The sequence below is a fragment of the Haliscomenobacter sp. genome (assembly GCF_041740695.1).
Taxonomy (GTDB): Bacteria; Bacteroidota; Bacteroidia; order Chitinophagales; family Saprospiraceae; genus Haliscomenobacter.
The window spans coordinates 43,692-65,489 of the sequence record NZ_JBGSLK010000096.1; the positions used below are offsets into that span (position 1 = coordinate 43,692).

Sequence of the window (21,798 nt, forward strand, 5' to 3'; positions counted from 1 at the left end):
TCAATTGGATGCTTGTTCAATGCTGGTGAATTGTAGCATATTTTAATCCTGCATTTAAACTATTCCCGCTGATACACCCGCACATAATCCACCTCGTAAAAGATTTTTGAAGTGCTTGGCTTTGGCGTTCCACCATTCCGACCCACCGCCAGATTCAGCAACAAAAATTGCGGCTTCAAGAAGGGATTATCGCCATTTGGATTCAGGGACTCTTTAAGCGATTGGGTATTCAACAACTCATCATCCAAAAAAACTTGGATGCTTTCCGCCGTCCAATCCATGCGCCAGGTGTGGAATTTTTTGACCCAATCCTTGTCCTTGTCGGTGAAATGGGTGAGCGGAAGTTTTTTCTCATTCCATTTGGTTTTGCGACTGACTTGATCGCCCAACCAGGCAAAATTGGCCAAAATGGTCGGCGTTTCTTTGACCTGATAAAACTCCATGATGTCGATTTCGCCAGCCATGGGCCAGGGGCCATTGCCTAAAGTCCAGATGGCGGGCCAGGAGCCATAGGTGGTATCAATGCGCGCCCGGATTTCAAAACGGCCATACTGCCATTGCTGCAAGCCACGGGTTTGAACACTGGCGGAGGTAAATTCCGAGGCGGGGCGATTGGTTTTCCAGTTTTTACTGCCCGCCTGGTAATTGGGATTAGTGATGGCTTCTCGTCGGGCTTCGATCAGCAAAACGCCGTCTTTACAATTGGCATTGTCACTCTGGTACCATTGTAGTTCTTCGTTGCGCTCGAAGCCCGTTTCATAGCGCCAATTGGCTGGGTTGGGTTTACCGGGTTCGTTGAATTCATCGTGCCAAACGAGTTTCATGCCGGGGATGACTTTAGGTGTAGAGCTATCGGGACCCCGCGCATCGATCTGGCCTGCTCTTGGAGAAGAACAGGCCATCAAAACAATCAACAATAGCGTGCAAAAGATTCTCATGTTTTAGATTTTAAGAGCTTGTCTAAAGGAAGGTTTAACGCTATGTTCAATCTTGCTGTCCTGGCTTGGTTTCGGTTGCTCTAATGGTGAAGCCATAGCTGTATTTTTTTGCGAGAAGCCGATAGGCGTCATGCGTTTGAGCCCCCCAGCTGTTGTCCCCACCTACACCACGTTGCGTGAGGTCTACGTGCAAGGTCACAAAACGCCGTTTGACAATATCCGTTACATGTCGATTCTTTTTGATGCTGCCTTCGTCAAAATCTTCGGTAAGTTGCGACATCGCGCTGAAAGACAAGGGCTGAGCACCTTCCACTTGCAAGCCAAGCCCCTCCGCATTGCTCAATTTGACCCAGCGGGTATCGGTCCGGTAACCACTTTCTTGCGGACGAACGTAGGTGCGCTCCCAGCCCTCATCGGTGTGATGGTTATAGATACCCAGATGAGCCGCATTGTGGCGGTCATTGTAATTTTCAAAAGGCCCACGCCCGTACCACTGTACCTGATTATAGTTGGATGGCAGGGAAAAACGCATCCCCATCCGTGGTAGTTCAGGCGCTTCGCTGTTTTGTGACAATTCAAGTGAGGCGTTGAGCTTGATCGAACCATCATTTTGGATCAAATATTCCAGGGTATAATCAGCCTGAACATCGGGCAGGTGATAAACAATGGTAAAGGGCAGCCCCTCTGCCGTTTGTTCACCAAGCTTGGTGCTTTTTACACTGCGACGTACATGAGCACTGGCCCATACCCGGGCATAATTGGTGAAATCGTTCCCAAAATCATTGTCAGTAGGCGCACGCCAAAAATAAGGTTCGGGGAAAAAGCCTTCTTTGAGGTTTTTTCCATTGATCGAATACTGATTGATTTGGCCATTGCTGAGGTTGATTTCTCCGGCTATTTCTCCAGACTTGAACTTGAGGGAGTTGTTGGTTTTTTCAATACTTAAGGTTCCTACAGGATTGCTTAGGTTTTGTGCAAAGCCGAAAGGACTCAAGACCATTTGCTCGCTGGCCAATGCATGTCCAGCCGGGATGGAGGTGCTCGCCGTGCGCTGGGTGGCATATACATTGAGCAAGAGCTCGGCACCTGCGGCCAGTTTATAGGCAGGAAGGTTGAGGTTTACGACTTTAACTTCCCCTGGATTGGCTTCGACGCTAAAACTGCCTTCAGTCAGTTTTACCCCATTGTTCAACATTTCCCAACGGAAGTCGAGTTCGCGTAGATTGGTAAAAGAGAACTCATTGTGCACCTTGATCTGCCCCCAGGCACTATTGTCTTTGCTGAACTGTACGTTTTGGTAGAGCTTTTTTACCTCGTAAATTCCAGGGTGTGGGACACGGTCAGCATTCACCAATCCATTGCACACAAAGTTCTGGTCATTGTAAAGGTCTTGGCTACCCAGGTCGCCCCCGTAGGCGAAGAAACTACGCCCATCCGGGGTTTGGGTGCGGATACCCTGATCTACCCAATCCCAAATGCAGCCCCCTTGCATATTATCCGAAGCCCGGATGATGTCCCAGTATTCTTTAAAATTGCCATTGGAATTGCCCATGGCATGGCTGTATTCACACATGATGTAAGGCCGGGTTTTGGTCTTGTCGGCCGCATAGCGATTCATGTTGTCGATGGAAGGATACATCGGAGAAACCACATCGGTGTTGCGTGCCTCACCCGATTGCTCAGAAACCACGGGGCGGGAGTTGTCGCGTTGTTTGATCCAGTCATAGGTTTCAAAAAACACTTCACCGTTGCCGCATTCGTTGCCCAGCGACCACATTACCACACAGGCGTGGTTTTTATCCCGTTCCACCAGTCGACGGGTACGGTCGTGGTGAGCAGCTTTCCATTGGGGATCGTAAGCGGTATGTCTGCTTTTGGGTACACTAAAAGACTGAAATTCTGCACCCAAGCCATGCGCCTCAATATTGGCTTCATCAATGACGTACAAGCCGTATTCATCACAAAGGCGTAGCCATAATGGATCATTGGGGTAATGCGAAGAGCGGCAGGTGTTGATGTTGTATTGCTTCATCAGAACAATGTCTTTGATCATCAAATCACGGGTAGGTACCTTGCCCAAATCTGGGTCATGCTCATGTCGGTTCACGCCCTTGACCAGCACCCGCTTGCCATTGATGAGGAAGTTTTTGCCTTTGATCTCGCTGCGGCGGAAACCGATTTTACTGCCCGTCGCTTCAATGGTTTGCCCTTTTTCATTTTTTAATACCAAAATGGCCGTGTACAAATTGGGGCTTTCGGCCGACCACTGAGCAGGAGCGAGTACTTTCCCTTCAAAGGTGACTTTGGCTTGCCCAGGTTTATTTTGACTAAAAACCACTTTTTTATTTTGATCAAAAATGCTGAGTTCAATGCTGTAGGATCCTGTAGCAGGGGAGGGGACTTTCAGGTCAACGGTGGCGGCAATTGTACCATCGCGATAAGCGTCATCCAGCCCCGCTTTGACCCAAAAATCGGCAATATGTGTTTTACTTTTGGAAGTTAAAAATACTTCTCTTTCGATGCCCGACAGGCGCCACATGTCCTGGTCTTCGAGGTAGGAACCATCATGCCAACGGAAAACTTGTACCGCCAGGGTGTTGCTTCCTTTTTTTAGGAAAGGGGTGATGTTGAATTCGGCAGGCGATTTGGCCACCTTGGACAAGCCGACTGCCTGGCCATTCACCCACACATAAGCACAACCCGAAATTGAACCAAAGTGCAGAAATACCTCCCGCCCGGTCCAGTTATCGGGCACCGTAAAAGTGCGTCGATAAGACCCCACCGGATTGTAAGCGTGGTTGATAAAAGGTGGATTGACGGGGAAAGGGTAAATTACATTGGTGTAAATCGGGATGCCAAAACCTTTTATTTCCCAATTGGAAGGCACCGTAATGTCTTTCCAATTCCAATCGTTGAAATCGGGTTGGTAAAAATCCTGTGGCCGTTCTTCCGGGCGGTTGACGTAATAGAATTTCCAGGAACCGTTTAAGGACTGATAATAAGGCGATTTGGAAAAATCATTTTCAAATAGATCCACAGCGTTGGGGTAGGACATGGCATAGGTATGCGCAGGTTCTTTACCCAATTCAACAATAGCAGGGTCTTCCCATTCTTTAAAACTGAATTTCACCTGACCCCAAATTTGAGCACTTAAGGTGCAAAAAAATAGGAATAAAAAATTGATTTTCATTGGTTTGAATTTATTGTTGCAGAGAGGAATGGCAATTCAAAAACAGCTCAAAAATCCACCTTGTAGTCTTTTTTGGTGACTTGCCCCGACCAAGCCTTTTTTGCCGTCCAATCCGCTGCCGGATCGGTCCAGAAGCGGTGGGTAGCTGGAAGACCGAGTGGTAAAAAGCCCAGGGTGGTCAGGTACAAACTACCAGTGGAGGTATACTGATCCGCGATAGCAGGTTGAGACCCATTAAAACCCAGAATCAACCAACCCTTTGAGTCAAAATTATTGGAATGGTCAAATAAGGTTTGCAAAACTTTGGTCAAGCCACAGCGCACCTGCGCAGGGCTAATGTGCTCCGGCAATTGCTCCATCAAAGCCACCTGGGCCAGCGCCTGAAAAGCTCCTGTCCGATAAGCCATGGACCGACCATACACGGGGAAAGTACCTTCTGGGGAGATCAAGCGCTCCAGGTACTCAGCGTGGCGCACCATCCGTTTGAGGGCCTCAGTGTATTCTGTTTTGGGTGAAAAATTCTTTTCAGAGGTAACTTTCAAAATGTCCACCAACATGGGCTGAATCACAAAGGAGTTGTAATAATCCATACAAAACTTGGGCCCATCGCTGTACCAACCATCACCCACGTACCATTCGCGGGTTTTGCGGATGGCAATGTCGATGCGCACCGGATCGTACTGCTCGCCAATTTGTAGCAAAAAACTCTCAATGATGCCCGAAAACAAAAGCCAATTGCTGTAATGGGCTTTGCGGTCGCGCAGGGCTTTGAACTCTTCGATGTAGCGTTTTTTGGTCAGCTCATCCAAAGGATGCCACAACGCATCTGGTGCACGCAAAAAGGCATGTGCCAAAAAAGCCGCATCCACAATGGGCTGTAGTTCGCTGCGGAAGTTTAGGTAGTCGGGACTTTGTGGATCCACGCAGTGGGCCAAACCTTTCAGCGCGTCGCTGCGCAATTCCGCCCGCCATTTGCCTTCTTTGGTATCATCGTCGGGCAAAGCCAACCAGGGCGCAACACCCGCCAGGGTTCTACCCACCGCCTCCAGATAAGTGACCTGTTCGGCTTTGAGGTAGTAGCCCGGTGCCAATTCCAGCGGCATGTTCTTTTTTAATTTGCCGACAGCGAGATTAGAGAGCACGGGTTGGGCGATTTTGTACAGGGTACTGGCCCAAAAAAGGCGGTCATCGGTGCCAGAGTTGGTAACTGCTGGACTTGGTTTGGTAGCTTGAGCAATGGCTGCGAAGGGTAGGCCTAAACTGCTCAGGATACCTGTCACCGAAAGGCTTTTTAAAACTTGACGCCGTGAGTTTTTCATGGTGCTTGCGATTGATTCCGTTTGTTGGGCTGAAATTTACAATTTAGTCTGTTCTTAGGATTTGTTTTTACCTGTGATCTGCTACTTATGTGTTAATGAATTATTCTAACAAAACAGTTTAGGGATTTTCTCGTGTTTATACCATGAAAAAAGAATACCTCATTTTTTTAGGGTTAATGTTCTTGGCTCGTATGCCAGTTTTTGGACAATTGTATCTAAGGGTTGAGACCAGCCCCAATTTTTCTTTGTCGCAAAATCTTCTTTACAATAGTGCAAGCAATTACATTAATCCTTCACAGTTCTACTACCGGAATGGGCAATTCTTACGACTCAAAGTGGGGCCTTACTTTCATGTTGGAATTGGACTTCAAGAGGAATGGTTGAACGCCTGTGCAAGCTGCTTGCGTTATAAAAGACCGGACTTTCTCCAGCTTACAGCAATAAGTTACGATTATTATCTTGTAAAGGATTCATGTACGGCCAGTTTACAGGCTAGAACGAGGTTGTTAGGCATTCCCGCAGAATTAGGATTTACTTTGCGTAGGAAAAAAAGCCCTTGGGCACTCACCGGCAATGTGCGACTACATACCTATACTTTTGGGTACCGTAGTGTGCAATTATTGGGCGATACTGTAAATATCCAGCGTAGTCATCGATTTAAAGGCAAAGCTCGTCCTAATTTTTCCAATTGGCAAGTCTCTTTAGGTACATCTTATCGCGTGAATAAACGCACATTTCTCTCCGCTGATTTAAGTTGGAGTAATTATCAAGGGTTTCAATCGCTTAAGTCCATTGGCCTAAACATTGGCTTAGATTACGCCCTGATAAAGCCTTAAACTCCCACAATCCTCGGCAACATCACCTCAATCATCTTTTCCACCACCCCAGCGGTACTCCCGGTGAAATTGCCATTCAGGCGATTGCCCAGGATGACATTGCAGGATACTGCCCGGTGCCCCAACAAGCGAGAGAGCCCAAAAATAGCCGAAGTCTCCATCTCGAAATTGGTCAAACGCACACCTTTGTATTGTAGTTGGCTCCAGGCTTCCAGTGTGGCGATGCTCATGCGGGCAGGCGTGCGCAGGCTGCGTGCCTGGGGGGCATAAAAACCGGGGCAGGTGATGGTGATGCCTTGTTCTATGTCACCTTGACTCAATTGGTCGGCCAAGGCCGCACTTCCTTCGCAGATGTAGGGTTGTACCGGAAATTTTTCGATGTGTTGTCCCAATTCCAAAACTACATCCATCAGCTCTACCTCAGCCAGATTGGGTTGGTATTGGTAAAAATGCATAAGGTTATCCAGCCCCATGCCGTAGCGGGAAACGATCAAAGCGCCGGGGGCGATGTCGTGTTGCAAAGCTCCTGAGGTTCCCAGCCGGATGATGTTGAGTGAGCGGTGTTCAGCCTTTGGCATCCGGGTTTGAAAGTCGATATTAGCCAGGGCATCCAGCTCATTGAGGCAAATGTCGATGTTGTCGGGGCCAATACCTGTGGAGAGGACTGTTAGTCGTTTGTTGCCAATCCTGCCTGTATGGGTCACAAATTCGCGGTGTGATTCACGGAATTCAATGGCATCAAAGTGTTTGGAAACTTCGGCGACGCGCCCAGGGTCACCCACTGTGATGACCGTATCGGCTAGTTCATCAGGGTGCAGATCGACGTGGTAAATTTTACCAGCAGGGGTAATGATCAGTTCGGTATCGGCTAGTGCTTGCATGTCACAATTTGGTTTTATTTTAACAATCCATTCATGGAGCGAAGTAAAAGGAGGAAAAAATAACAATTATCATTTTACTTTGCAACAATCTAACGAACAAAGGGAAGATAAATGAAAACTTTTTCTGCAAATGACGGAGTTGTTGATCGAGATTCCATCGCGGAATACTTTAAAGATTTGCAAGACGATATTTGCCAACAGTTGGAAACTGCCGATGGGACGGGCCGGTTTCAGGAGGATAGTTGGAGCCGCGAAGGTGGCGGCGGTGGCCGCAGTCGGGTGATCATGGGGCAACACATTGAAAAAGGTGGGGTCAATTTTTCAGCGGTACACGGCACTTTGCCCGATAAAATCGCTCAGGCTTTGAAACTGGAATCTGCCAATTTTTTCGCTACTGGGGTATCCATCGTTTTGCACTCCAGCAACCCTTTTACGCCCATTATCCACATGAATGTGCGCTATTTTGAAACGGATGGGGGCAATTGGTGGTTTGGCGGGGGCATTGACCTTACACCGCATTACATTTTCCCGGAAGACGCTACCTTTTTTCACCAAAGCCTAAAGGAAGTCTGTGATCAACACCATCCCGATTATTACCCCAAATTCAAAACCTGGGCGGATGACTATTTTTACATCCGCCACCGGGGCGAAACCCGGGGAATTGGGGGCATCTTTTTTGATCGTTTGCAGGGACAAAATGGCCAGAGCAAGGAACAGCTTTTTGCCTTTGTGCGAGGGGTAGGGGAGACCTTCTGTAAAGTTTACATCCCCATTTTGCACAAGCATAAAAATGATCCTTACACCGAGCGAGAGAAAAACTGGCAATACCTGCGCCGGGGGCGTTATGTGGAATTCAATCTGGTGTGGGACAAGGGCACCAAGTTTGGCCTAGACACTGACGGGCGTACCGAATCCATCTTGATGAGTTTGCCTCCAACGGCCAATTGGGTGTACAACCACCAGCCAGAGCCAGGAAGTCACGAGGCGCAAACCTTGGCTTGGTTGAAGGACAAGGGGAAAGATTGGATTGAGTAAAATGAACTAGTTTTTATTTTAGGGAAATGCATAAAATCACTGCTGATATTTTATTGGAAAACACCAAAGACCGGGTGCTGCTTGACGTACGTACCCCCGCAGAATACGCCATTGGGCATATTCCGGGAGCTTATAACCTGCCGCTATTTTCCAATGAAGAACGGGTAGTGGTGGGTACCCTATACAAGCAACAAAGTCCGGATAAAGCTTTTCTCAAGGGGCTGGAGTACGCTGGAGCGCGGATGCCCGATTATGTCAAAGAAGCTCGTTTACTGGCACCACGTAGTAAAATTGTAGTGCATTGTTGGAGAGGTGGGCAGCGCAGTGGCAGTTTGTCCTGGTTGTTGTCTTTTGCTGGGATGGATGTGCAGGTGTTGCAAGGGGGCTACAAAGCTTATCGCCAATTCATCCATCGGCAGTTTGGCGAACGCCCATTGCGCATGCTTGTTTTGGGGGGTCCAACGGGTAGCGCCAAGACCAAAATTTTACACGAACTGGCTGCTTTGGGCGAACAAATCATTGACCTGGAAAAACTGGCCCAGCACAAAGGCTCTGCTTTTGGAGCATTGGGAGAGGAAGCTCAACCTACAGTGGAACAGTTTGAAAATGAGTTGTATGCCACATTTGCCAACATTGACCCCCAACGCAGGGTCTGGATAGAAAATGAAAGCCGGGGAATCGGCAAGGTCTTTATGCCCCAAGGCTTTTGGGAGCAGTTTCGACAAAGCCCACTGATTGATTTGGTCATGCCATTTGAACAGCGGGTTGCGTTTTTGGTAGAAACTTATGCTTCTTTCGCTAAAGAAGATTTGATGGCCTCCTTTTATGGCATCGAACGCCGCTTGGGTGGCCAAAACCTGAAGCTAGCGCTGGCTGCCCTACAAACAGGTGACTTTGCCAGTGCTGCCGCGATTGCTTTGCGGTATTATGATAAGTCGTATCTACACGCCAACGAAAAATGCAACTTTCATCCCGTTTGGCCGTTTGAAGTCGGAAACCAATCACTGCGCGAACGCGCCGAACAATTGATTCAATTTGCCAATGCTCAACAATTATAAGTTGACCCAATACAGTCATGGCGCAGGTTGTGGCTGTAAAATTGCGCCCAGCGTGCTGGATCGCATCCTGCATCAAGTTGGTGCAAAAGTGCATTTCCCCACCTTGTTGGTGGGTAATGAAGAGCGTGATGACGCTGCCGTGATGGACCTCGGTGATGGCACCGCGATCATTTCGACTACCGATTTTTTTATGCCTATCGTGGACGATCCGACAGATTTTGGCCAAATCGCTTCGGTCAATGCCATCAGTGATATCTATGCCATGGGTGGAACTCCACTCTTGGCCATTGCCATTTTGGGTTGGCCAGTGAATAGTTTGCCGCCCGAAGTGGCCAATCAAGTGGTGGAAGGAAGCCGCAAAGCTTGCCAGGCAGCGGGAATTCCCCTGGCGGGAGGGCATAGCATTGACAGTCCGGAGCCCATTTTTGGGCTGGCCGTTACTGGTCGTGTTAAATTGGAGCACTTAAAGCGAAATGGTGGCGCGAAAGTAAAAAGCAAATTGTTTTTGACCAAACCCTTAGGCGTAGGCATCCTGACTACTGCGCAGAAAAAAGGATTGCTCCTGGATGAACACGCTCAATTGGCCCGCAATTCGATGTTGCAACTCAATAGTGCCGGAGCAGCCTTTGCTACCTTACCTTATGTGCAAGCCATGACGGACGTAACCGGATTTGGTTTGATGGGGCATCTTTTGGAAATGTGTGAAGCATCGGGTACGAGTGCGCGGATTGAATTGGCTAAAGTACCCTTGTTGGATGCGGATGCGATTGATTATTATTTGTATAACCATTGTGTTCCAGGTGGGACGAATCGGAACTTTGACAGTTATGGGCATAAAATCGGCCCATTAACCGATGCGCAACGAAACATATTATGTGATCCACAAACTTCTGGAGGCCTGCTGATTGCGGTAGAGCCAAGTCAGGTTCAAGCTTTTTTGAGCTATGCTGCCGAATTAGGTTTGGGAGGATTGCAACCCATCGGCGAGATGGTAAGTGAGGTAAGCAAACGGGTGGAGGTGTACTAAATTGGGGTTGGGTTAAAAGAACCCTGGGGGTTGGGGATTCTTTTAACCCCCGTAATTTACTTCAAGCTGTACATAAACCCTTTACCTTCAAACGATTGTTTGTTCAAAAGGTCGAGTTTATTGCCCAATTTGACCAAGGCTTGATTGAGCCGTACTTTCAATTGTGCTTTGCCTTCTTGCACCTTGTCGCGGTTGGCTACCAGTTGCATTGCTTCCATCAAATCTTCGTTTTTCAAAGGTTGATTGGCATTTCGCAGCATCTCCAAGATTGCCTCTTCCCAACGGTTAAAACCCGGGATACGGCCTCTTTTGCCTTTGTCACCATTGATTTTCTTAGCAACTTTGGCAGGTTTTTCTGCTTTCGGCGCTTTTTCTTTTTTTAATGGTGGAAGGTTAGGGTCAACTTTGATTTCATCAAGAGGAATGAGGCGGGGGCGACCTGGACCTTTTTTGCCAGTTTTTTCTGCATTGGGAGCTTTAGGTTCTTTTGCAATTGCAGAAACTTCAAGTATTTCTTTTTGTTTTGGAGGTCTTCCTGCCTTGCCTGCTTTTTTTTCTTTCGCAGGTTTTTCTCCTCCTTCCATCATTTCTTCCAGTGCCTGAATATTTGCTTTAATCGCAGAAGCCTGAAAGTCAAGTAGTTTAAGGTCAGTTGAATATTTGTCAATCAATGCCCTTAACTCATAAATGCTTAAATCCAATTTTGCCATTTCTTTAAAATTTACGCAAAGGTACAAATTAATATTGAATAAAAAAGACCCATTATTAATTATTTCCTGACAATTTTCCTTTTAATAGCTGAATGATGGCTATATGGAAATGGTTTTCAACGGCTTTGTGTATCAATTTATTGTCATTGGAATAAATATATCCTCTCACATATTTACATTTCGTATTCTTGATAATTGAGAAAAAAGTAAGCTCCACTTATTTTGTTGTTTGGCATAAATGTCACAATATCGCATTGTTAGGACGATAACTCCTTTGTTTTCGGATTTTTCGATGGTGTATATTCCATTGAGAATCGCTACTGTTTGTTCATTAAATAATTTGACCTGGGTTGACCTTGTATAATGTTTTTCACGGACACCAGCATTGATTTTTACTTTGAATTGTCGAATCAGCGCTGTAATGTCATTTAATTTGCCAAAACTGTCAATCATTTCAAATTCTGGATTAAGCCATTTTTTATACTGGGTTGTATCCAATTGATTAATGGCATCAAGCCTGGCCTTTTCTATTTGAAGCAATTCTTCAGTAAGGGAATTGATTTTAGGCGAGACTGTCTTGTTTGAAGGAGATGGTTTTGATTCGCATGCAATCAAACACAAGACCTGTATAATTATTGCAAGCGCAAAAATTGGTTTCATTATTGGTGTTTTTACAAAACCAAATATTGAATATTGGAATTATAGACGGAGGTATCAATATTTTTCTGCAAAATTCAAATTGGCTCTCCAGGCAGGTGCCTCGCCATTTTTAGACCAATACTCCAAGATCTCTATTATTCTTTCACCCGCGAAATTGAAGAAGGAGGTGATGAAATAACTTTCAGGAGTGGTATCGGAGTAAGCTTTGACAACAGTTACAATAGTTCCTTCTTTTATTTCTGAGAGAATATCAATCTCTTCGATGCGCCAAGGCTGTGGATTTGCCTCGTGCATGTTAATGAAAGCATCGCGAGAGCGAAAAACTTCTCTGGTGTTAGGTTCCCATACTACTGCATGTTCATGCATTAAGGTAGCTGCGGCTTTGAAATTTGCTTGGTCGAAGTGATCCCAGTATTTTCTGACTAACTCAAGTTTTGATAACATTCTAGTTGTGTTTTTTAGTGCTGATTGTGCTGCTTAGGTCTTGATCAGCTATCAAGATGGCATAAAATTAATGCTATTTGCTGATGAAATATTACTTCGCTGTGCTTTTTGTTTCAAAGGACAGATTTGAAATTTTTATTTTCATTCCAGGTCTCCTTCAAAGTCTACATCAAACCAGTCATCTTTAAAGCCATCTATTTCACGCCGATCTTTTTTGGTAGGTCGTCCAGTACCCCGGTCGCGAAACTCGGTACCACCTTTGCCTACAAACCATTCGTTGTATTTGTTCAGTTCTTCCTCCGGCGTCATGTTTTCGTAACAAGTAATGGCAATAGGTGCGGCTACCCGATTTTTGAGCAATTCGACCACCTTAAATTGAAAGTAAAAGCCATTTTTTTTCAATTCAATGATCTCTCCTCGGCCAATGTTGTAGGAAGCCTTGACGGGTGCTCCATTGATTTTGACCCGCCCCCCTTTAACGGCGTCGGAAGCCAGGGTACGGGATTTGAACATCCGTACAGTCCAGAGCCATTTGTCAATGCGGATTTTATCCATGTTTTATTCTTGCAATGGTGGGAACGCCAGGTCCAATTTTTCGAGGGTTTCCACCATGGTTTTAGCAATGAGGTAATCGCGGTACCAACGCTGATCGACGGGTACCACTGTCCAGGGAATGCTACTTTGATTCAGCACTTCATCGTAACAACGCATGTATTCGTCCCAATGTTCCCGTTCTTTCCAATCTCCAGCATTGTGTTTCCAAAATTTTTCCGGGTCGTTCAAACGTTGTTTGAGTTCTATTTCCTGTTGCTCTTTGGAAATGTGCAACATAAACTTGAACAGTACAGTATTGTTGTCATATACCAATAACTCTTCAAAGGCATTGATGGATTCCAAGCGTTTTTTTACCCGCTCATTGTCGATCCATTTGTGTACCTGTTGAATGAGCACATCCTCGTATTGCGAACGATTGAAGATGTGGACCATACCTTTAGGCGGTGCATTTTTGTGGATGCGCCACAAAAAATCGTGGGCAAACTCTTCTTCAGTGGGTTTTTTAAAGCTGATGACCCTTAAACTATTGGGGTGGCAATCTTTAAATACATTTTCCGCTGCGCCATCTTTTCCACTTCCATCCATCCCTTGCAGGATCACCAAAACGCTGTATTTCTTTTGAGCAATGAGCATTTTTTGCAATTCACCCAAACGTTCGACATAAACCTTTGTTTGTTCTTTGGCTTCCGATTTGTCTAAATCAGGAGGGGCGTCGGTAGAAATTTGATTCAGCTTGATCATTGAGTAAAAAATGAAGTGAAAAATAAAGACCTGCTTGTGACATTGGACACAAGCAGGCCTGTAAAAATAGAAATTACCTCTAAGAAACAAACTAATTTTTTGAACTATACTTTCATTTTGGCCCGTTTTACGAGGTAGGTTTGCAGGATATTCCGAAAGCCCTGATGAATGTCCGCTTCGACAAAATCAATTCGGTACTGCAAGCAACGCATCTTAAGCTCGTCCATAAACTTGGTCATTTGCTCCAGGTAATGCTTTTTGATTTGATTGGTTTGCAGGCGCAATTTTTCGCCCGTTTCCATGTCGATAAATAGGTAAGGGCGATTTTCGAATTCGAACTGGATTTCTTTCGATTTATCCACCGTATGGAAGATAACTACCTCGTGTTTGTTGTGCTTGAGGTGTTGCAGTGCGGAAAAAAGGGTGTCCATTTCCGCGTGGTGTTCGAACATGTCACTAAAAATAACCACCAATGAACGCTTGTGGACACTATCCGCGATCTGATGTAAGGCATCAGCCGCCGCAGTCGTTTTGTTGCGTTCGGGGTTGTTGATCAACTTATCGAGGTGCGACAACAACAAGCGGTAATGGGTAGTGCTGGATTTGCAATTTGTGTGCAAGTTGACTTGACTGTCAAAAAGGGTGAGGCCAAAGGCGTCGCGTTGTCTTTGCAGCAAATTCATCAATGCCGCACCAGCCAGTGCCGAAAAACCCAATTTGTTGACATAAGGTTTCTGGCCGGTATCTTCCGGAAAATACATCGACGAAGAACCATCAATTACAATTTGGCAGCGCAGGTTGGTTTCTTCTTCAAAACGTTTGGAAAACATTTTATCGGTACGGGCGTACACCTTCCAATCGATGTTGCGGGTACTTTCGCCCTGGTTGTAGAGGCGATGTTCGGCAAACTCTACGGAAAAGCCATGGAAAGGGCTTTTGTGCAAACCAATGATAAAGCCTTCCACTACCTGTTGGGCCAGCAATTCGAGGTTCCCCAAATCGCGTACTTCGTAATTGTCGAGTAATTTCATGGTAGATTTTAATAATAAACGCAGAAAAGCCTTTAGTGTTTTGAGGCACTAAAGGCTTTAAAGAAAAGCATTATTTGCGGTATATTAGAGAATGGTGGATTTTTTTTGTTTTAACCACTCCAAAAAGCAGTTTAACCCAAAAACACCAGTCCTACTTATGCTACAACCGGAGCCAATGCGGCATCGAGTTTGTTGGCCAAAACTTGTTTGGTGGTCAAACCGACATGTTGGTGAATGACTTGGCCATCCTTGAGGATCAGCAGGGTGGGGATGCTACGGATACCGTACTTCATCGCCACTTCTGGGTTGTTGTCGACATCCAATTTGCCTACCAACGCTTTATCTTTATAGTCAGCATGCAACTCTTCGATGGTTGGAGCAATAGCACGACAAGGTCCGCACCAGGTAGCCCAAAAGTCAACCAATACTACGCCTTCCGAGGCCTTTTCAGTGAAGTTTGAATCCGTGAATTCGAATGCCATGTTGTGACAGTTTATTGATTTAAAATTTATTTCGTTTGATAACAATTCAGACGTTGATTCGGTTTCAAAGATACTTAATTGGGTCGACTTAATGTCCGGATATCGACAAGTGTAAATGTTTTATCTTTGAAAAATTTTAGCCCTAAGTCTTGATTTTTTTGTAAAATGCAGAAAATGAGGAATTTAAAATGGAACTTGTTTTGGATATTGGCTGGCGTTTTTGCGCTGTTGCTCAAAACTTTTTTAGGCAATGGTTCGAAATGGGTTGAACAGTGGTACAGTCGTGGACTTTATTTGGGCGTGCGTTATTTTTTTGATCTCTTGTCCTGGATACCCTTTCCACTGATGTATTTGTTCTGGGTTGTAGTATTTTGGGCCGCCTGGCGCAAAGTGCAAAGTTGGCGCAAAGTCGGCTTTAACATCTGGCAATTTGTCCTCGGCACTTGCTCTTTTATTGGGGCCTTGCTGTTTTTTTTCTTTGTACTCTGGGGATTTAATTACAGCCGTTTGCCCATAGAACAACAACTGGGCTTGACCTTAAAACCGCTGAATAAAACCGAACTGGAGGAAGCATTTAAAAAAGAAACGAGCAATTTGATTGCACTACGCGCCAAAATTCCCGAGGCCCAAAATCGAGCCTTGCTCCGCTCGGATTTTCCCGAAAAATTGGAAAAAACCCTGCGCGAAGGTTTGGAAGCCTGGTTGGCTGAGCACCAATTTCCTACTACGGGTACAGTGAGGGGGCGTTTGTTGTATCCTCCAGGAGTATTTTTGCGCTTCAGTACGGCGGGTTTGTATTTTCCTTACACAGGCGAGGGGCACGTAGACCCGGGTTTACACCCCTTGCAATGGCCATTTACATTGACCCACGAGTTGAGCCACGGCTATGGTTTTGGTGATGAGGGAACCTGTAATTTTTTGGCATTGATTGCCTGTGATGGCTCCAAAGACCTTGCGATCCGCTATTCGGGGCGACTCAACTATTGGCGTACCCTGGCGGCACAATACCGCCGTTACGATCCCGATGCTTTCCGAGCCACCCGTGATCAACTCCCACTAACGATTCAATACGACCTAGATGCAGTCAACGAAGCCATGCTGCGCTTTCCCGACCTGATTCCGGACCTACAGCCCCGCATTTACAATGCCTACCTCAAAAGCCAGGGCATTGCGGAGGGTGTATTGAATTATGATCGGGTGGTGATGTTGGCGGAGGCGTATGAGAAAGTGAAAAGTGAAAAGTGAAAAGTGGATACACCATTTGGATTCCACCGTTTGGTATATTTTTTTCACTTTTCACTTTTCACTTTTCACTTTTTTACCCTCCCGCTTTCTTCGTCTGCGTATACCCCTTTTCCAATAACAACTGCACTACCCGGTCGCGGTGATCGCCTTGAACGATGATTTCGCCGTCTTTGGCCGAGCCACCTACCCCACATTTGGTTTTGAGGTATTTGCCTAGTTCTTCGAGGGCGGACAGAGGGCCGGAGAACCCCGTAATCAAGGTCACTTCTTTGCCTCCGCGTTGCTTACGGTCGATAAAAACGCGTAATTTTTGCTGATTGGCGGGAGCTTCTGCGGCTTCCTCCTCCTCCTCGTAGTTGTATTTAAACTCAGGATCGGTGGAATACACTACGCCGATGCGGCCTTTGTTGTCTTTGTTGTTGTCTTTTTTGGCCATGAGACAATTTTTTAAAGTGAAAAGTGAAGAGTGAAAAGTGAAAAGTGAAGAATTGAATACACCAGTTGTATTTGATTCCTAAACTTTTTGTCTCCGGATGGAAATAGAAATAGAGCAGTTGAAAACCATTTTTGTATTTGCTCTTCACTCTTCACTCTTCACTTCTAAGTATTGAATGATTTCGTCAAATTGATCAGGTGCGAAGGTTTTCCAAAACCCATCGCGGCGCATCCAGGTGCCCTGGCGTTTGGCGTAGCGGCGACTGTTTCGCTTGATGAGTTCTACGGCTTCTTCTTGGTTAATACTGCCTGCAAAATAATCAAACAACTCCTGATAGCCTACGGTTTGCAGGGCATTCAAATGGCGTTGTGGATACAAGCTACGCGCCTCAGCATCCAGGCCCGCGCTAAACATTTGATCAACCCGCTGATTGATGCGCTGGTATAATTCCTCGCGAGGCAGTTCCAACCACAGATAAATCGGGGTGAAAAAACGCGGCTCGGACTGTTGGGCGCGGAAACTGGAAAAGGGAAAGCCCGATGCCCGATATACCGAGATTGCCCGAATCAAACGTTGAGGGTTGGCCTGGTCCACCTGCTCAAAATAGAGGGGATCAACTTGCGCCAACTCTTGTTGCAAAGCAGCAATCCCTTCCTTTTGGTACAATTCTTCTACCGCAGCTCGAATGGAATCAGGAACATCGGGAAACTCGTCTAGGCCTTCGCACAAGGCTTTGATGTACAAACTCGAGCCACCTGCCAGGATAATTACCCGGTGTTTCTGGTACAAACGAGCCAACAGTGCCAAGGCTTCCCGCTCAAAATCACCAACGCTGTAAGTCTGTTCGACGGAAAGGCTATTGATAAAATGATGGGGAACCGCCTGTAATTCTTCTGGACTAGCCTTTGCGGTACCAATCGACATTTCCCGAAAAAACTGCCTACTGTCAGCGGAAAGCACCTCGGTATGAAAATATTGAGCTAAACGAATGGCCAACGCCGTTTTGCCACTGCCCGTAGGTCCACCCACTACAATGAGGTACTTTGGTTCCGAAAAAATATGTGTTGGCTCCACAGCAGTTGATTTTGAAACCGTTCCTTTGAGCCTGCAAGTTGGAAAAGTTTCCCCATTTTCAAAAATCAAAACTATTTCATGGCGGTTCTTTAACTTTGCCCAAAACCTGAGAGCAGATGTTTTATTACCTGGTGCGTCCATTAGCCCGTTTGGGAACTTACCTGTTTTTTCAAAAGATTTACTTTGCCAACGAGAATCGTATTCCTCGGGATAAACCAGTTATTCTGGCCATCAATCACCCTACGGGATTTATGGAGCCCATCATCATGGCGGTATTGATGAAAAAGCCGCTGCATTTTTTGGTAAGAGGTGATTTTTTTTCCAAAAAAATCTATGGCACCTTACTGCGGGCACTCCACATGATTCCGATTTTCCGCATGCGCGACAATACTGGATTTAGTGGGGTAAAAAGCAATTTCTCTACCTTCGAAGCTTGTTATGCGGGCCTTAAATCGGGAAAAATCATCATGATTTTCCCAGAGGGCCGTACTGTGCTCGAAAAACGTTTGCGCCCCTTGCAACGGGGCTTGGTACGGATTGCGTTTGGAACACTGGGGCGTTATCCCGAGTTGGAGGACCTATACATTGTACCAGTAGGGGTCAATTTCACGGATGGAGAACGGCCCCGGGGCAAGGTGATGATTAATTTTGGCGAACCCCTTTCGGCTCGCTCATTTTACAAAACCGGAACTGCCGTAGAGGGCGATCAACTCTTGGAAGCATTGGCCCAGGCCATGACGCAAAACATCATCATTGTCGAAGATCCTGCCGATGATGTTTTGGCTGAACAGTTGCTGACTTTAGACCGCAGTGAGCGCAAGGAGAAGCTATTTCCAATGGTTGAAGACGCTGCGGATTGTTTGTGGCGGGAAAAAAACATTGCCAATCGCATCAATTCAATGCCAGCTGAAGAAAAAACTACCCTTAAAACCCAGACTGAAGCCTATTTTAAAGCCCTGAAAGTAGCGCAAACAAATGATAAATCAGTTGCAAAACCTGGATCAACTCAACTTGGAGTAGGGCACTTGCTAGGGCTGATTCCGGCTTATTTGGGGTATATTTTTGGGTTTTTACCTGCACAACTTGGGCGTTACATCCCACACAAACAAGTGCGACGCATGGAGTACAAAATGCCAGTATGGGCGTGTGCCAGTTGGGGGGCTTTTCTGCTGTATTACCTGCTTTGGCTAGTCCTTGCGGCTGCAAGCGGACAGTGGCTGATCTTGGTTTTTGCGGCTGTATTAGGAGGGTTCGCCTGGTTTAGTCTATATTATTTTGAATACCTCCAGCAATGGCGGAGTGAACAATATTTCAAACGCCTTGAGCCGACAAAACAACAACACTTGCAAGCCCAACGCCAGCATTTATTGCCATTCATTCAAAATTAGTGAACCCAATGGATGTGTGGCGATGCGTGAACGAATCGAATCGATGCTCCAAATGAGGGCTCGGCTCTTTTCAGAATCGTAATAATAAGCATTACCATTGGCTTCAGGACTTAAACCCTTGACGATTCCGATCAATTGGCCTTTTTGATCTATGACAGGACTTCCAGAATGATCCTCCAACAGGTGAGCATTGCTCAACCAGTAAGCCCCGTCAAGCGTAGGGGCTTGGAGTTTGGTACCATAACTCAGGCGCAAACTGTGATCGGCATCGGGATACCCGGGATAATTGGGCAATACTTCCCGCATGGCCTGGGTTAATTCATTCCCTTTTTGGTAAGCTTTCTTGCGGGCTTTTTCCATACTCGGAGCTACTCGGTCGCTGTAATGCTGGAGCATACTATCGACCAGTTGCACCGCTGGGTCGGTTGCAATGAGGTCGATGTTGGCCAGAAAATCCTCATTGAGTAGGGTGCTGACCGATTCAGGTTCGCTGAATTTACTTTTGATCAACAAGGTGGAGCTGAGTTGAGCGTAATCTTTCTGAGCATAAATGGCCTGGCGCATGGCATAAGGCGCGAGGTGCGCAGCAGGAAGTTTGGTGAAATAGCGTTCGAGCAATTCCGGCAGCAACAACTCATTTTCCGTAGGCGGCAAACGATTGAACACATCCGGGAAATATTGACTTTCCTCGGCCGTGGGCAGGCGATGAGCCGAAGTCCCCGTCTTTCCCCGCCACATCGTAAACAGGCGCACCCCTTCGAAAAAGCTACACGGACTGTAAACAATGCCCTTGGTATAAACTTGGGCCGGAGCATAGCTGCGCAAGTGGTCAAAAGCAGCGTGACAAGAGTCCAGTAGGCCGCCATAACGGGCTTTAAGGGGGGGATTGGTCGTGAGTTGATGGCGGAATTCGGCTTCAACAAGGGCTCGTTTGGGGAGCGCCTGGCTCAGGAGTTGCAGGTCTTCGTACTGGCGAAATACCCCATCCTGGGTGATGAAGGGCTGACGGGTGACATAGGTGCCGAGCGCCCGGTCCAAATCCTGATGGCATTGACTCCAGGCTTGGGCATATTGTAATTCACCCGATTGCCGGTGAAGCGACGAGCTATTGGGGTGGCCTAAAACGAGATGAGCTGACTGCTCAGGTTCAACTGCGGCCCAGGGAATAAACGGATTTTGAGCTTTTGATTGACTACCTACTTTTTCCCGCACCCGCAGCAGGACCGCAACTTGATAAATGGGGTCATTTTGGGGGAGCAAAAAAACGCCCAGCAATTCGATCCGGGTATACCGTTTGTAATATTGTTCAAATTCCTGGCTTGAATTCAGCCCTGCAAAATGGGTCTCTACTGCAAAGTTTGCTCCATTGGCATCGGTTTCGAAGGATTTTACGGAAAAACCGAGATTCGCCTGGGCTTGATTGGAGGCCATAGGCTTGGAGTGGTGGTAAATTTCTGCGGCCATAACATCCCGGAGTGGGATCCCTGCATCTGATTTGGCCAACCAGATGCCTTGGGCACCCAACAATGGCCAGATGGTGTCGGGCAAGACATAATGGTTGAAAACCCCTAACGCCAAGCCTTGGTCATTGAGGAAGACTGCATTGCCATATGGAAAACGTAGGGTTGCCTGGGTCAGGCCATCATGACTGGGCGGGCTCAGCTTTTCAAAGGCGCCTTGTAGCCCAATGCGCTGTAATTTTTCTTGAACCTGACTCAGTTGATCAATGCTCCAGAAGCCCTCTTGTGCGGGTAAAATCGTGGAAAAGACAATGAGGAAATAGAGCAGAAAAATATCCTTCATGTTTTGGTGATTCTTTTAAGTACAACGCAATTTTTGCATTTTTCACCAAAAACTTCTGGGTAAAAATAAAAAAAGCCAGTTCAATGAAGAACTGGCTTTGTACCGAAGAAGGGACTCGAACCCCCACGCCCGAAGGCACACGCACCTGAAGCGTGCACGTCTACCAATTTCGCCACTTCGGCATGGTACCGGAGGCGGGACTCGAACCCGCACACTGTTGCCAATACTGGATTTTGAATCCAGCGCGTCTACCAATTCCGCCACTCCGGCCTCCTATCAAGATAAAGCAGGAGATCTGTATCTCTTACCCTGACCGCCTTTTTTCATCAGCGGTGCGCAAATGTAGAAAGGTTTTCCTTTATGCGCAATAGGTAGCGTTTTTTTAAGTAAAAATTTTTGACCTGATTTAGTTCCTCAATGCCCGATTTTTCTTCAGTATACTCTTGAATAATGCGCTCAACTTCGTCAAAAAGTTCCTTTTCTGCGCTTTCAACTTCCTGTTTTACAGCGTCAAAAACCGACTGGTCAAAGTCGAATTCCAGTTCCATCAATTGCTCGTTGATGTCCATCATTTCGAGTAAAAAATTTTTCGGAATTTCGTTTTGCCCTTCGACCAACAGCCCTTTTTCTTCCAAAATGTACTTCATCCTTTGGTCAAAATCACTCAAAGTGCGGTAAGCTTCGTTGTTGAGGCTCGACAATTGGAGGATCTCCGCTTGTTTGGCGTCCGATTCCAGGGTATAAAAATCGGGGTGGTACTTTTTGCTGTTGCTCAGGTAGCGTTTGCGCAGGTCAGCGTCGTCGAGGACGAAACTGACGGGGAGGTCGAAGAAGGAGAAGAATTGCATGGGTAAGTTGAAAAGGTTGAGGAGGTTGAGAAGGTTGAGAAGGTTGAGGCTACCGCGAGCGACTTAGACAAGGACACGTCTAAGTCGCTCGCGGTAG

At 46.5% G+C, this 21,798-nt stretch carries 21 protein-coding genes and 2 tRNA genes; 6 read left to right on the forward strand and 17 right to left on the reverse strand.

The window, feature by feature from the left end; all coding sequences use genetic code 11:
* Window positions 1-59: 59 nt before the first annotated feature.
* From ACEW9O_RS19315 to ACEW9O_RS19325, 3 genes are read right to left on the reverse strand one after another with little or no spacing between them, the layout of a single operon-like run.
* Entirely contained in the window at window positions 60-938 is an 879-nt protein-coding gene (locus ACEW9O_RS19315; RefSeq protein ID WP_373551835.1) for a family 16 glycosylhydrolase, read from the reverse strand.
* A 46-nt stretch (window positions 939-984) separates the two neighbouring features.
* Window positions 985-4,128: a glycoside hydrolase family 2 TIM barrel-domain containing protein gene (locus ACEW9O_RS19320; RefSeq protein ID WP_373551836.1), complete on the reverse strand. Its 3,144-nt coding sequence runs from the start codon at window positions 4,126-4,128 to the stop codon at window positions 985-987.
* A gap of 47 nt (window positions 4,129-4,175) precedes the next feature.
* Entirely contained in the window at window positions 4,176-5,447 is a 1,272-nt protein-coding gene (locus tag ACEW9O_RS19325; RefSeq protein WP_373551837.1) for a DUF2264 domain-containing protein, read from the reverse strand.
* A gap of 143 nt (window positions 5,448-5,590) precedes the next feature.
* On the opposite strand from ACEW9O_RS19325, the gene ACEW9O_RS19330 reads away from it, so the two are divergent.
* Complete coding sequence (locus ACEW9O_RS19330; protein WP_373551838.1) at window positions 5,591-6,283, forward strand: hypothetical protein; 693 nt, start codon at window positions 5,591-5,593, stop codon at window positions 6,281-6,283.
* Here ACEW9O_RS19330 and ACEW9O_RS19335 read toward each other — a convergent pair.
* Window positions 6,280-7,164, reverse strand: a complete 885-nt coding sequence (locus ACEW9O_RS19335) for a nucleoside phosphorylase (RefSeq protein ID WP_373551839.1) — start codon at window positions 7,162-7,164, stop codon at window positions 6,280-6,282. The two genes, ACEW9O_RS19330 and ACEW9O_RS19335, sit on opposite strands and share 4 nt — an antisense overlap.
* 111 nt (window positions 7,165-7,275) lie before the next feature.
* Here ACEW9O_RS19335 and hemF point away from each other — a divergent pair, with 111 nt between their 5' ends.
* From hemF to selD, 3 genes are read left to right on the forward strand one after another with little or no spacing between them, the layout of a single operon-like run.
* On the forward strand, window positions 7,276-8,199 hold the full coding sequence (gene hemF, locus ACEW9O_RS19340; RefSeq protein ID WP_373551840.1) for an oxygen-dependent coproporphyrinogen oxidase: 924 nt from the start codon (window positions 7,276-7,278) through the stop codon (window positions 8,197-8,199).
* Between the two features lie 26 nt (window positions 8,200-8,225).
* Window positions 8,226-9,257 (forward strand): tRNA 2-selenouridine(34) synthase MnmH, encoded by a 1,032-nt coding sequence (gene mnmH / locus ACEW9O_RS19345; protein WP_373551841.1) that lies wholly within the window; start codon window positions 8,226-8,228, stop codon window positions 9,255-9,257.
* The gene (gene selD, locus ACEW9O_RS19350) at window positions 9,241-10,284 is read left to right on the forward strand and encodes a selenide, water dikinase SelD (protein ID WP_373551842.1); all 1,044 of its coding nucleotides are present in this window, start codon (window positions 9,241-9,243) and stop codon (window positions 10,282-10,284) included. The genes mnmH and selD overlap by 17 nt, the downstream gene beginning before the upstream one ends.
* A gap of 56 nt (window positions 10,285-10,340) precedes the next feature.
* Here the strand turns inward: selD and ACEW9O_RS19355 are convergent, their stop codons facing one another.
* The 7 genes from ACEW9O_RS19355 to trxA form a co-directional block, all read right to left on the reverse strand.
* On the reverse strand, window positions 10,341-10,994 hold the full coding sequence (locus ACEW9O_RS19355; RefSeq protein WP_373551843.1) for a hypothetical protein: 654 nt from the start codon (window positions 10,992-10,994) through the stop codon (window positions 10,341-10,343).
* Window positions 10,995-11,159: 165 nt separating this feature from the next.
* Window positions 11,160-11,654, reverse strand: coding sequence for a nuclear transport factor 2 family protein (locus ACEW9O_RS19360; RefSeq protein WP_373551844.1), 495 nt, complete (start codon window positions 11,652-11,654; stop codon window positions 11,160-11,162).
* 54 nt (window positions 11,655-11,708) lie between these two features.
* A complete protein-coding gene (locus tag ACEW9O_RS19365) occupies window positions 11,709-12,098 on the reverse strand; it encodes a nuclear transport factor 2 family protein (RefSeq protein ID WP_373551845.1) in 390 nt (129 codons plus the stop codon).
* Between the two features lie 141 nt (window positions 12,099-12,239).
* Window positions 12,240-12,653: an RNA-binding S4 domain-containing protein gene (locus ACEW9O_RS19370; protein WP_373551846.1), complete on the reverse strand. Its 414-nt coding sequence runs from the start codon at window positions 12,651-12,653 to the stop codon at window positions 12,240-12,242.
* Window positions 12,654-12,656: 3 nt separating this feature from the next.
* Window positions 12,657-13,394, reverse strand: a complete 738-nt coding sequence (locus tag ACEW9O_RS19375) for a PPK2 family polyphosphate kinase (RefSeq protein WP_373551847.1) — start codon at window positions 13,392-13,394, stop codon at window positions 12,657-12,659.
* 104 nt (window positions 13,395-13,498) lie between these two features.
* Window positions 13,499-14,425: a DUF58 domain-containing protein gene (locus ACEW9O_RS19380; RefSeq protein ID WP_373551848.1), complete on the reverse strand. Its 927-nt coding sequence runs from the start codon at window positions 14,423-14,425 to the stop codon at window positions 13,499-13,501.
* A gap of 155 nt (window positions 14,426-14,580) precedes the next feature.
* Window positions 14,581-14,907, reverse strand: a complete 327-nt coding sequence (gene trxA, locus ACEW9O_RS19385) for a thioredoxin (RefSeq protein WP_373551849.1) — start codon at window positions 14,905-14,907, stop codon at window positions 14,581-14,583.
* 174 nt (window positions 14,908-15,081) lie between these two features.
* Here trxA and ACEW9O_RS19390 point away from each other — a divergent pair, with 174 nt between their 5' ends.
* Window positions 15,082-16,152, forward strand: a complete 1,071-nt coding sequence (locus ACEW9O_RS19390) for a DUF3810 domain-containing protein (RefSeq protein ID WP_373551850.1) — start codon at window positions 15,082-15,084, stop codon at window positions 16,150-16,152.
* Between the two features lie 73 nt (window positions 16,153-16,225).
* Here the strand turns inward: ACEW9O_RS19390 and ACEW9O_RS19395 are convergent, their stop codons facing one another.
* Both ACEW9O_RS19395 and miaA read right to left on the reverse strand, forming a co-directional pair.
* Window positions 16,226-16,588, reverse strand: a complete 363-nt coding sequence (locus tag ACEW9O_RS19395; protein WP_373551851.1) for a translation initiation factor — start codon at window positions 16,586-16,588, stop codon at window positions 16,226-16,228.
* Between the two features lie 144 nt (window positions 16,589-16,732).
* Window positions 16,733-17,662 (reverse strand): tRNA (adenosine(37)-N6)-dimethylallyltransferase MiaA, encoded by a 930-nt coding sequence (gene miaA / locus ACEW9O_RS19400; RefSeq protein ID WP_373551852.1) that lies wholly within the window; start codon window positions 17,660-17,662, stop codon window positions 16,733-16,735.
* Window positions 17,663-17,778: 116 nt separating this feature from the next.
* On the opposite strand from miaA, the gene ACEW9O_RS19405 reads away from it, so the two are divergent.
* A complete protein-coding gene (locus ACEW9O_RS19405; RefSeq protein ID WP_373551853.1) occupies window positions 17,779-19,050 on the forward strand; it encodes a 1-acyl-sn-glycerol-3-phosphate acyltransferase in 1,272 nt (423 codons plus the stop codon).
* Here ACEW9O_RS19405 and ACEW9O_RS19410 read toward each other — a convergent pair.
* From ACEW9O_RS19410 to ACEW9O_RS19425, 4 genes are all read right to left on the reverse strand, one after another.
* Complete coding sequence (locus ACEW9O_RS19410; protein ID WP_373551854.1) at window positions 19,027-20,853, reverse strand: S46 family peptidase; 1,827 nt, start codon at window positions 20,851-20,853, stop codon at window positions 19,027-19,029. The two genes, ACEW9O_RS19405 and ACEW9O_RS19410, sit on opposite strands and share 24 nt — an antisense overlap.
* Before the next feature lie 100 nt (window positions 20,854-20,953).
* Window positions 20,954-21,035, reverse strand: a tRNA-Leu gene (locus ACEW9O_RS19415).
* A 1-nt stretch (window position 21,036) separates the two neighbouring features.
* A tRNA-Leu gene (locus ACEW9O_RS19420) sits at window positions 21,037-21,123 on the reverse strand.
* A gap of 56 nt (window positions 21,124-21,179) precedes the next feature.
* The gene (locus ACEW9O_RS19425; protein ID WP_373551855.1) at window positions 21,180-21,701 is read right to left on the reverse strand and encodes an iron-sulfur cluster co-chaperone HscB C-terminal domain-containing protein; all 522 of its coding nucleotides are present in this window, start codon (window positions 21,699-21,701) and stop codon (window positions 21,180-21,182) included.
* Window positions 21,702-21,798 lie beyond the last annotated feature (97 nt).

Excerpts from the sequence above, each read along its gene's own strand:
- ACEW9O_RS19355 (WP_373551843.1), bottom strand. The coding sequence starts at position 10,994 with ATGGCAAAATTGGATTTAAGCATTTATGAGTTAAGGGCATTGATTGAC.
- ACEW9O_RS19395 (WP_373551851.1), bottom strand. The coding sequence starts at position 16,588 with ATGGCCAAAAAAGACAACAACAAAGACAACAAAGGCCGCATCGGCGTA.
- ACEW9O_RS19380 (WP_373551848.1), bottom strand. The coding sequence starts at position 14,425 with ATGAAATTACTCGACAATTACGAAGTACGCGATTTGGGGAACCTCGAA.
- ACEW9O_RS19410 (WP_373551854.1), bottom strand. The coding sequence starts at position 20,853 with ATGAAGGATATTTTTCTGCTCTATTTCCTCATTGTCTTTTCCACGATT.
- ACEW9O_RS19335 (WP_373551839.1), bottom strand. The coding sequence starts at position 7,164 with ATGCAAGCACTAGCCGATACCGAACTGATCATTACCCCTGCTGGTAAA.
- ACEW9O_RS19405 (WP_373551853.1), top strand. The coding sequence starts at position 17,779 with ATGTTTTATTACCTGGTGCGTCCATTAGCCCGTTTGGGAACTTACCTG.
- ACEW9O_RS19360 (WP_373551844.1), bottom strand. The coding sequence starts at position 11,654 with ATGAAACCAATTTTTGCGCTTGCAATAATTATACAGGTCTTGTGTTTG.
- hemF (WP_373551840.1), top strand. The coding sequence starts at position 7,276 with ATGAAAACTTTTTCTGCAAATGACGGAGTTGTTGATCGAGATTCCATC.
- ACEW9O_RS19320 (WP_373551836.1), bottom strand. The coding sequence starts at position 4,128 with ATGAAAATCAATTTTTTATTCCTATTTTTTTGCACCTTAAGTGCTCAA.
- ACEW9O_RS19390 (WP_373551850.1), top strand. The coding sequence starts at position 15,082 with ATGAGGAATTTAAAATGGAACTTGTTTTGGATATTGGCTGGCGTTTTT.
- ACEW9O_RS19425 (WP_373551855.1), bottom strand. The coding sequence starts at position 21,701 with ATGCAATTCTTCTCCTTCTTCGACCTCCCCGTCAGTTTCGTCCTCGAC.
- ACEW9O_RS19330 (WP_373551838.1), top strand. The coding sequence starts at position 5,591 with ATGAAAAAAGAATACCTCATTTTTTTAGGGTTAATGTTCTTGGCTCGT.
- ACEW9O_RS19370 (WP_373551846.1), bottom strand. The coding sequence starts at position 12,653 with ATGGATAAAATCCGCATTGACAAATGGCTCTGGACTGTACGGATGTTC.
- ACEW9O_RS19375 (WP_373551847.1), bottom strand. The coding sequence starts at position 13,394 with ATGATCAAGCTGAATCAAATTTCTACCGACGCCCCTCCTGATTTAGAC.
- ACEW9O_RS19365 (WP_373551845.1), bottom strand. The coding sequence starts at position 12,098 with ATGTTATCAAAACTTGAGTTAGTCAGAAAATACTGGGATCACTTCGAC.
- ACEW9O_RS19325 (WP_373551837.1), bottom strand. The coding sequence starts at position 5,447 with ATGAAAAACTCACGGCGTCAAGTTTTAAAAAGCCTTTCGGTGACAGGT.
- mnmH (WP_373551841.1), top strand. The coding sequence starts at position 8,226 with ATGCATAAAATCACTGCTGATATTTTATTGGAAAACACCAAAGACCGG.
- ACEW9O_RS19315 (WP_373551835.1), bottom strand. The coding sequence starts at position 938 with ATGAGAATCTTTTGCACGCTATTGTTGATTGTTTTGATGGCCTGTTCT.
- selD (WP_373551842.1), top strand. The coding sequence starts at position 9,241 with ATGCTCAACAATTATAAGTTGACCCAATACAGTCATGGCGCAGGTTGT.
- trxA (WP_373551849.1), bottom strand. The coding sequence starts at position 14,907 with ATGGCATTCGAATTCACGGATTCAAACTTCACTGAAAAGGCCTCGGAA.